This is a genomic window from Luteimonas lutimaris (assembly GCF_039537065.1).
GTDB classification, from domain to species: domain Bacteria; phylum Pseudomonadota; class Gammaproteobacteria; order Xanthomonadales; family Xanthomonadaceae; genus Luteimonas; species Luteimonas lutimaris.
This window is the reverse complement of the sequence record NZ_BAAAZU010000030.1, coordinates 85051-93239: the sequence shown is the minus strand read 5'-3', so window position 1 is coordinate 93239 and position 8189 is coordinate 85051. Positions and strand designations below refer to the sequence as shown.

Genomic DNA, 8189 nt, shown 5'->3' with positions numbered 1-8189 from the left:
TCAAAAGCTCGCGGCTTCCGCCGCTCCTACGGGTGAGGGGCCGGCGATCGGGCGCTGTCCGGATAGGGGGCGTTTCCGCAAATGGTGCTATTTTGGCCACCTGATCCGCCGCGGCGCGCGATGCCGCGGCTTCCATCTGCAAGCAGGCCGCCTGGAGTGCGGCACGAGGAGCCAGCACCGCAATGTGTCCAAGCAGGGTCGCCGAGGGCGAAGAACGTGGCTGGATCGTCCCGATCGGCGGGGCTGAGGACAAGGAGATGCGGCGCCGCATCCTCAAGCGCTTCGTGCAGCTGTGCGGCGGGCGCGATGCCGACATCGCCATCATTCCCACGGCCAGCAAGCTGCCGGACACCGGCCAGCGCTACGAGGAACTGTTCGACCGGCTCGAGGCCGGCCGCGCGCGCTCGATCGGCTTCGCCAGCCGCGAGGACGGCGAACGCGACGACTACCTGCGCCAGCTCGAAACCGCTACCGGCATCTTCTTCACCGGCGGCAACCAGCTGCGCATCTCCACCATCATTGGCGGCACCCCGGCGGCGAAGCTGATCCGCGAACGCAACGCGCGCGGCGTGCACGTGGGCGGTACCAGCGCCGGCGCCAGCATCCTCAGCGACCACATGATCGCGTTCGGCAAGGAAGGCTCGTCGCCGCGCGCCGGCAGCGTGCGCCTGGCGCCCGGGCTGGGCCTGACCAACCGTTTCATCATTGACCAGCACTTCCGCCAGCGCGACCGCCTCGGCCGCCTGGTCGCGGCGCTGGCCTTCAACCCGTTCGTGGTCGGCATCGGCCTGGACGAGGACACCGCCGCGTTCATCCGCCCGGACAACGTGCTGGAAGTGGAGGGCAGCGGCGCGCTGACCGTGGTCGACGCCGGCGACCTGCAGTTTTCCTCGATGGCCGATGTCGGCCAGAACCAGCCGGTGTGCCTGCTGGGCCTGAAGGTCCACATCCTGGTCGCCGGCGCGACGTTCGACTTGAACACGCGCTGCGCCTCGCCGGGTACATTGGTGGACGACAAGAACTGAAGACAAGAGGGGGAGTGCCGATGCGTGTCCTGAATCGTTCCGTCTATGTCGGCCCGTCGCTGTACGCGCATTTCCCCGTCATCCGGCTCGAGCTCGACCTGGGTGCGCTGGAGCAGTGGCCGACGGCGAAACTCGGGCCGGCCTTCGTCGACGCCCTGATCGAGGCGCTGCCGGGCCTGTCCGAGCACGGCTGCTCGTACCGCGAACCGGGCGGCTTCGTCCGCCGCATGCGCGAGGGCGAGGGCACCTGGCTGGGCCACGTGCTCGAGCACGTAGCGATCGAGCTGCAGAACGCCGCCGGCGAGGACGTCACCTTCGGCAAGACCCGCAGCGTGTCCGAGGACCGGCCGGGCGTGTACACGGTGGTCTACGAATACGAGCAGAAGGAAATCGGCATCGGCGCCGGCGAACTTGCGCTGCGCCTGCTCAACTCGCTGCTGCCCGGGGACCTGCGCACGCCCGGCAGCCTGCCCGAAGGCTGGGACTGGGAAACCGCGCGCGACGACTTCATCCGCTACGCGCAGCGCCGCGCGCTGGGGCCGTCGACCGCCTCGCTGGTGCGCGCCGCCGAGGAGCGCGACATCCCGTGGCTGCGCCTGAACCAGCAGTCGCTGGTGCAGTTCGGCCATGGCAGGTACCAGCAGCGCATCCAGGCCACGGTGACCGGCAAGACGCCGCACATCGCGGTGGAGCTGGCTGGCGACAAGGAGGAGACCAACAAGATCCTCGCCTCGCTCGGCCTGCCGGTGCCGCGGCAGTTGCTGGTGACCAGCCAGACCGACGCGCTCAAGGCCGCGCGCCGGCTCGGCGGCCCGGTGGTACTCAAGCCGTACAACGGCAACCATGGCCGCGGCATCACCATCGACATCAGCGGCGACGACGAGATCCGCGAGGCCTTCAACGCCGCGCGTGAGCATTCGCGCTCGGTGATCGTCGAGACCTTCCAGCCGGGTGACGACCATCGCCTGCTGGTGATCAACGGCGAGCTGATCGCGGCGACCAAACGCACGCCCGGCCACGTGGTCGGCGACGGCACGCACACGATCGCCGAACTGGTGGAGATCGTGAACCAGGACCCGCGCCGCGGCGTCGGCCACGAAAAAGTGCTGACGCGGCTGGAGCTCGACGCGCAGGCGCAGCTGATGATGGAGCGCGTTGGCCACGCTGCCGATTCGGTGCCGAAGGACGGTGAGGTCGTGCCCCTGCGCTCCACCGCCAACCTGTCCACCGGCGGCACCGCCACCGATGTCACCGACATCATCCACCCCGACAACCGCGACATGGCGGTGCGCGCGGTGCGCGCGATCGGGCTGGACGTGGGCGGCGTGGACTTCATCACCCCCAACATCGCCGAGAGCTACAAGTCGATCGGCGGCGCGATCTGCGAGGTCAACGCCGCGCCCGGCTTCCGCATGCACGTCGCGCCCAGCGAAGGCACGCCGCGCGACGCCGCCGGCCCGGTGATCGAGATGCTGTTCCCGCCGGGCACGCCGGCGCGGGTGCCGATTGCCGCGGTCACCGGCACCAACGGCAAGACCACCACCGCGCGCATGCTCGCGCACGTCACCAAGATGGCCGGCTACACGCCTGGCCTGACGACCACCGACGGCGTCTACATCGACGGCCAGCGCACGGTGGAGGGCGACATGACCGGGCCGGTGTCGGCGCGGATGGTGCTGTCCGATCCGCAGGTCGACATGGCGGTGCTGGAAACCGCGCGCGGCGGCCTGCTGCGCGCCGGCATGGGCGTGCGCCATGTCGACGTCGGCGCGGTGCTCAACGTCGCCTCCGACCACCTGGGCCTCAAGGGCATCGACACGCTCGAGCAGCTGGCCGAGATCAAGCGCGTGGTGGTCGAGGTCGCGCGCGAGTGCGCGGTGCTCAATGCCGACGACCCCAACGTGCTGCGGATGTCCGGCTACACGGACGCCAAGACCATCTGCTACGTGACCATGAACCCCTCGCACTCGCTGGTGCGCGAGCACATCCGCGCCGGCGGCCGCGCCTGCGCGCTGGAGGCCGGCGTCAACGGCCACATGATCACGCTCTACGACAAGGGCAGCCACATCCCGCTGATGTGGACCCACCTCGTCCCGGCGACGCTGGAAGGGCGCGCGCTGCACAACGTACAGAACGCGATGTTCGCCGCGGCGATGGCGTATTCGCTGGGGATCAAGCTCGACGCGATCCGCCAGGGACTGCGCACGTTCGACACCACGTTCTTCCAGGCCCCGGGACGGATGAACGTGTTCTCCGAGCACCCGTTCAAGGTGCTGATGGACTACGGCCACAACGCGCACGCGGTCGGGATGATGGCCGACCTCGCGCAGCGGCTCGACGCCACCGGCCGCCGCATCGTGGTGCTGGCCGGCCCCGGCGACCGCCGCGACGAGGACCTGCATGCGATCGCGCAGGCGGTCGCCGGCAAGTTCGACCATTACATCGCCCGCCGCGACGACGCCCTGCGCGGCCGCGACGGCGACGAGGTGCCACGGATCATCTCCGATGCACTGAAGGGACTGGGCGTGCCGGACGATGCGATCTCGATCATCCCCGACGAGCAGCAAGCCGTGGACGCGGCACTGCGCATGGGCCAGCCGGGCGACCTGATCCTGGTGTTTGCCGACGCGCTCACCCGCTCCTGGAAGCAGATCATCAAGTTCACGCCGGACGGCGAGATGCCCAAGCCCGTGGCGAAGGCCGAGCTGCCGTCGCTGGAACAGACGCTGGACGAGCGCGCGGTCGCAGCGATGGGTGGCGTGGTCCGCGAGGAGCGCGGGCTGGTGTTCGAGCGCGAGGAAAGCGACTAGGGGCCGGGGATGACGACGTTCGATCCCGCGGCCGAACCGTACGAGGACTCGCGCCGGCTGACCGGCTGCAATGTCTACTTCGCCGGCACGGGCGCGGCGCTGGAGGCGGCACCGGGCCTGGCGTTCGACGACGCGACGCTGGTGCGCTGGCGCGACAACATCGCCGCCGCGCGCAGGGCATTGGGCTGGTCGGACGGCGAGATCGTCGCCCGCCGGCATCGCAGCGGCGTGTCGCTCGCCTTCACCGCGCCGTTGGACTGCCTGTACGCCGCGACCGAGGTCAACGAGTGGGCGTGGTGGTCGGCGCTGCTGCCTGCCGCCGGAGAATCAGGCAGCGTCGGGTCCGCTCTTCCCCCTCCCCTTCAAGGGGAGGGCCGGTGTGGGGATGGGGTTCCCGCCGGCCAGGGGGGTGTCCAGCCAGCGTCCGTCCGTGGGGACCACCATCCCCACCCAAACCCTCCCCTTGAAGGGGAGGGCTTCACGGCAAGGGATGGCTTCAGCGCGCGGCTGCATGCGCCTGGCCACGCGGCCGTCTGGGACACCGATTCGGCGCTGCGCACGTTGCGCGCGCTGGCGGCGGCGGAGGCAAGTCCCGCGCTCGTCGCGCTGCAGGCTGCCGCCGCCGCCCACGGCCTGCCGTGCCTGCCCGACGACGACGAAGTCTCCATCGGCGCCGGCGCCGGCAGCCGTACCTGGCCCGTCGAAGCGCTACCGGATCCCGCCAGCATCGACTGGCCAGCGCTGCACGCGATCCCCACCGCGCTGGTCACCGGCTCCAACGGCAAGACCACGACCGTGCGCCTGCTGGCGGCGATGGCGCGCGCGCAGGGCTGGCACACCGCGCACAGCTGCACCGACGGTGTCTTCGTCGATGGCCAGGCACTGGAGTCGGGCGACTATTCCGGCCCCACCGGCGCGCGCACCGCGCTGCGCCAGCGGCAGGCGCAGGCGGCGGTGCTGGAAACCGCGCGCGGCGGCATGCTGCGGCGCGGGCTGGCGCTGTGCCACGCCAATGTCGCCGTGGTCACCAACGTCAGCGCCGACCACTTTGGCGAATACGGCGTGCACGATCTCGACGACCTCGCTGCGGTCAAGCTCACCGTCGCGCGCGCGATCGGCGACGACGGGCTGCTGGTGTTGAACGGCGACGATGCCGTACTGCGCCGGCAGGCCGAGGTGCAGGCGTGTCCGATCGGATGGTTCACGCAGGACTTCGACGCGCCGTTGCCGGCCGCACACCGCGCGGAAGGCGGCGCCACCTGCGGCGTGCGCAACGGTCGCCTGCTGCTGTCGCAAGGATCGGTCGAACACGACCTCGGCGCGATCGATGCCATGCCGCTCACCCTCGGCGGCCGCGCCGGGTACAACGTCGCCAACGCCGCCGGCGCCGCGCTGGCGGCCAGCGCGCTGGGGCTCCCGGCGCCGGTCATCGCCGAAACCCTGGCCCGTTTCGGCAGCGACCACGACGACAACCCCGGCCGCCTGCAGCACTGGCGCTTCGGCACGCTCGACGTTTACGTCGACTACGCGCACAACCCGGACGGCCTGCAGGGCCTGCTGCGCGCCGTCGGCGCCGACCGGCGCGGCGGCCGGCTGGCGCTGATCCTGGGCCACGCCGGCAATCGCGAGGACGCCGCCCTGCGCGAAGTCGCCGCCACCGCCGCGGGTTTCGCGCCCGAGCTGGTGGTGCTCAAGGACATCGGTGGCTACGAGCGCGGGCGCGCGTCCGGCGACATCGCGCGGATCATGCGCGAGGTGCTGGGCGAAGCCGGCATCGCCAACGACGCGATCGAGATCCGGCTCGATGAAGTCGAGGCCGCGCGGCGCCCGCTGCAGTGGGCGTGCGACGGCGACCTGGTGGTGCTGCCGGTGCACGAACTGGGCGCGCGCGCCAAAGTCGTCGCGTTGCTCGATACACTGCGCGCCTCCGGCTGGCGGCCCGGTATGCCGCTGCCGCAGGACCAGGACACGTCGCAATGATCCAATCCGAGGGCTCGCGCCCGGACGTGCTGCAGAAGATCCTGCAGCGCAAGCAGGAGGAAGTCGCCGAACGCGCCGCGCGCACGCCGCTGCGCGAGCTGGCCGCGCGCGCGGCGGACGCGCCGCCGGTGCGCGGCTTTGCCGCCGCGATCGAGGCGAAGATCGCCGTCGGCGCGCCCGCGGTGATCGCCGAGGTCAAGAAGGCCAGCCCGTCGAAGGGCGTGATCCGCGCCGACTTCGACCCGGCTGCGATCGCGCGCAGCTACGAAGCCGGCGGTGCGGCCTGCCTGTCGGTGCTGACCGATGTCGATTTCTTCCAGGGTGCCGACGATTACCTGCGTCAGGCGCGCGCGGCCTGCGCGCTGCCGGTGCTGCGCAAGGATTTCACCGTCGACCCCTACCAGGTGGCGGAGGCGCGCGTGCTCGGTGCCGACTGCATCCTGCTGATCGTCGCGGCGCTTGACGACGACCACCTGGCCGCGCTGTCGGAACAGGCGCTGGAGCTGGGCATGGACGTGCTGGTCGAGGTGCACGACCTGGCCGAACTGGAGCGCGCGCTGCAGGTGCCTGCGCCGCTGCTGGGCATCAACAACCGCAACCTGCGCACGTTCGAGGTCTCGCTCGACACCACGCTGGCGCTGCAGGAATTGGTGCCGGCCGACCGCCGCCTGGTCACCGAAAGCGGCATCCTCGCGCCGGGCGACGTGCAGCGCATGCGCGCGGCCGGTGTCGATGCGTTCCTCGTCGGTGAAGCCTTCATGCGCGAAACGGATCCCGGCACGGCGCTGCAGCAGTTGTTCTTCGGCACGGGCGCGGCGCCGTGACCGATTTCCAGGAAACCCCGGTGCCGTACCGGCCGCTGGTCGTGTTCGATTTCGACCACACGCTCTACGACGGCGATTCGGGCAGCCACCTGGTGCTGTGGCTGATCCGCCGCCACTGGTGGCGCAAGCTGGCCGCGCTGCTGGCCGCGCCGGTGCTGCTGCCGATGGTGGCGTGGCTGCGGACGCGCCGGCGCGGGATTTCCGGGTTCCTGTGGATTGCCACCTTTGGCACCCACGGGCGCGCGGCGATGGACGCGCTGATCGACGGCTACGTGGCCGCCAACACCACGGACATCCGCAGGCGCCTGCTGCCGGCCGCGCTGAAGGTGCTGCACCGCCACCGCGGCAACGGCGACCGGGTGCTGGTCGCTACCGGCGCGCCGCCGGAACTGGCGCGCGCGATCCTCGATTTCGTCGCCCACGAGGGCCTGCCGGTGATCGGTAGCCTGGGCAGGCCGTTCCTCGGCGGCTTTGTCACCGACCAGCACTGCCACGCGGCAAACAAGATGCGGATGATCCACGCCGCCGGCTACGGCGAAATCGCGATCGCCTACAGCGACAGCCGCGCCGACCTGCCGCTGCTGCAGGCCGCGAGTCGGCCGGTGGTGGTCAACCCCAAGGCCGGTGCGGTGGACGACTTCCGCCGCCTGCTGCCGCCGGGCACGCCGATCCTCAACTGGGGCTGCCGCAGCCGTGCCGGCGAGCCTGCCAAAGAAGGCTGAGCGGGCGGATTCAAGCCAGCGCGTGCGAGATCTGGAACACGCTGATCGCCAGGATCAGGCTGCCGACCGCGCCCAGTACCGCGCGTTCGGGCAGGTGCTTGACCAGCATCGCCGCCAGCGGCGCCGCGATCACGCCGCCGGCCAGCAGGCCCAGCACGATCTGCCAGTGGCTGATGCCGACCGTCAGCAGGAAGGTGATCGAGATCGCCAGCGTCACCACGAACTCCGACGCGCTGACCGTGCCGATGCTGGTGCGCGCCTCGCCGCCCCTGGCCAGCAGGGTCGATGTCGCCATCGGGCCCCAGCCACCGCCGCCGATCGCATCGAGCAGCCCGGCGAAGAAGCCGAGCACGCCGACGCGCCTGACCTGGTTGCGGGGGATCCGCCGGCCGATCGCGCGCAGCAGGATCAGCACCGCCAGCACCAGCAGGTAGGCGTAGACGAAGGGCTTGATCGCATCGCCCGGCAGCTGCGTGAGCACGTAGGCACCGATCACGCCGCCGATCACGCCGGGTATCGCCAGCCGCACCATCAGCTTGCGATCGACGTTGCCGAGCAGGCCGTGCGACGCACCGGAAACGCCGGTGGTGAAGACCTCGGCGGTGTGCACGCTGGCACTGACCGCCGCCGGCGGCAGGCCCATCGCGAGCAGGATCGACGAGGACACCAGGCCGTAGGCCATGCCCAGCGCGCCATCGACCAGCTGCGCGCACAGGCCGATCAGGACGAACAGCATGAAGTCGCCGCCAAGAAGGTCCATCGCCTGCCCCACGCGCCCGTGATGGCGCAGTTTTAGCCCACGCTGGCCGGGGAAGGGTTAGGAACCGG

Annotated in this window: 6 protein-coding genes; 5 read left to right on the top strand and 1 reads right to left on the bottom strand. The window is 70.9% G+C overall.

Annotation, left to right across the window (positions count from 1 at the left end; all coding sequences use genetic code 11):
* Window positions 1-182: 182 nt before the first annotated feature.
* From ABD679_RS13520 to ABD679_RS13500, 5 genes are read left to right on the top strand one after another with little or no spacing between them, the layout of a single operon-like run.
* Entirely contained in the window at window positions 183-1025 is an 843-nt protein-coding gene (locus tag ABD679_RS13520; protein ID WP_344760526.1) for a cyanophycinase, read from the top strand.
* A 20-nt stretch (window positions 1026-1045) separates the two neighbouring features.
* On the top strand, window positions 1046-3835 hold the full coding sequence (cphA, locus tag ABD679_RS13515; RefSeq protein WP_344760525.1) for a cyanophycin synthetase: 2790 nt from the start codon (window positions 1046-1048) through the stop codon (window positions 3833-3835).
* A gap of 9 nt (window positions 3836-3844) precedes the next feature.
* Window positions 3845-5815 (top strand): Mur ligase family protein, encoded by a 1971-nt coding sequence (locus ABD679_RS13510; RefSeq protein ID WP_344760523.1) that lies wholly within the window; start codon window positions 3845-3847, stop codon window positions 5813-5815.
* Window positions 5812-6639 carry an indole-3-glycerol phosphate synthase TrpC gene (gene trpC, locus ABD679_RS13505; protein ID WP_344760522.1) on the top strand — a complete coding sequence of 276 codons (828 nt, stop codon included), beginning with the start codon at window positions 5812-5814 and terminating at the stop codon, window positions 6637-6639. Before ABD679_RS13510 ends, trpC begins: the two co-directional genes overlap by 4 nt.
* Window positions 6636-7361 carry a haloacid dehalogenase-like hydrolase gene (locus tag ABD679_RS13500; protein ID WP_344760521.1) on the top strand — a complete coding sequence of 242 codons (726 nt, stop codon included), beginning with the start codon at window positions 6636-6638 and terminating at the stop codon, window positions 7359-7361. The genes trpC and ABD679_RS13500 overlap by 4 nt, the downstream gene beginning before the upstream one ends.
* Window positions 7362-7371: 10 nt before the next feature.
* Here the strand turns inward: ABD679_RS13500 and ABD679_RS13495 are convergent, their stop codons facing one another.
* The gene (locus ABD679_RS13495; protein ID WP_344760520.1) at window positions 7372-8121 is read right to left on the bottom strand and encodes a sulfite exporter TauE/SafE family protein; all 750 of its coding nucleotides are present in this window, start codon (window positions 8119-8121) and stop codon (window positions 7372-7374) included.
* Window positions 8122-8189: the final 68 nt, after the last annotated feature.

Coding starts and splice junctions, on each gene's coding strand:
- ABD679_RS13520 (WP_344760526.1), top strand. CDS start 183: ATGTGTCCAAGCAGGGTCGCCGAGGGCGAAGAACGTGGCTGGATCGTC.
- cphA (WP_344760525.1), top strand. CDS start 1,046: ATGCGTGTCCTGAATCGTTCCGTCTATGTCGGCCCGTCGCTGTACGCG.
- ABD679_RS13510 (WP_344760523.1), top strand. CDS start 3,845: ATGACGACGTTCGATCCCGCGGCCGAACCGTACGAGGACTCGCGCCGG.
- trpC (WP_344760522.1), top strand. CDS start 5,812: ATGATCCAATCCGAGGGCTCGCGCCCGGACGTGCTGCAGAAGATCCTG.
- ABD679_RS13495 (WP_344760520.1), bottom strand. CDS start 8,121: ATGGACCTTCTTGGCGGCGACTTCATGCTGTTCGTCCTGATCGGCCTG.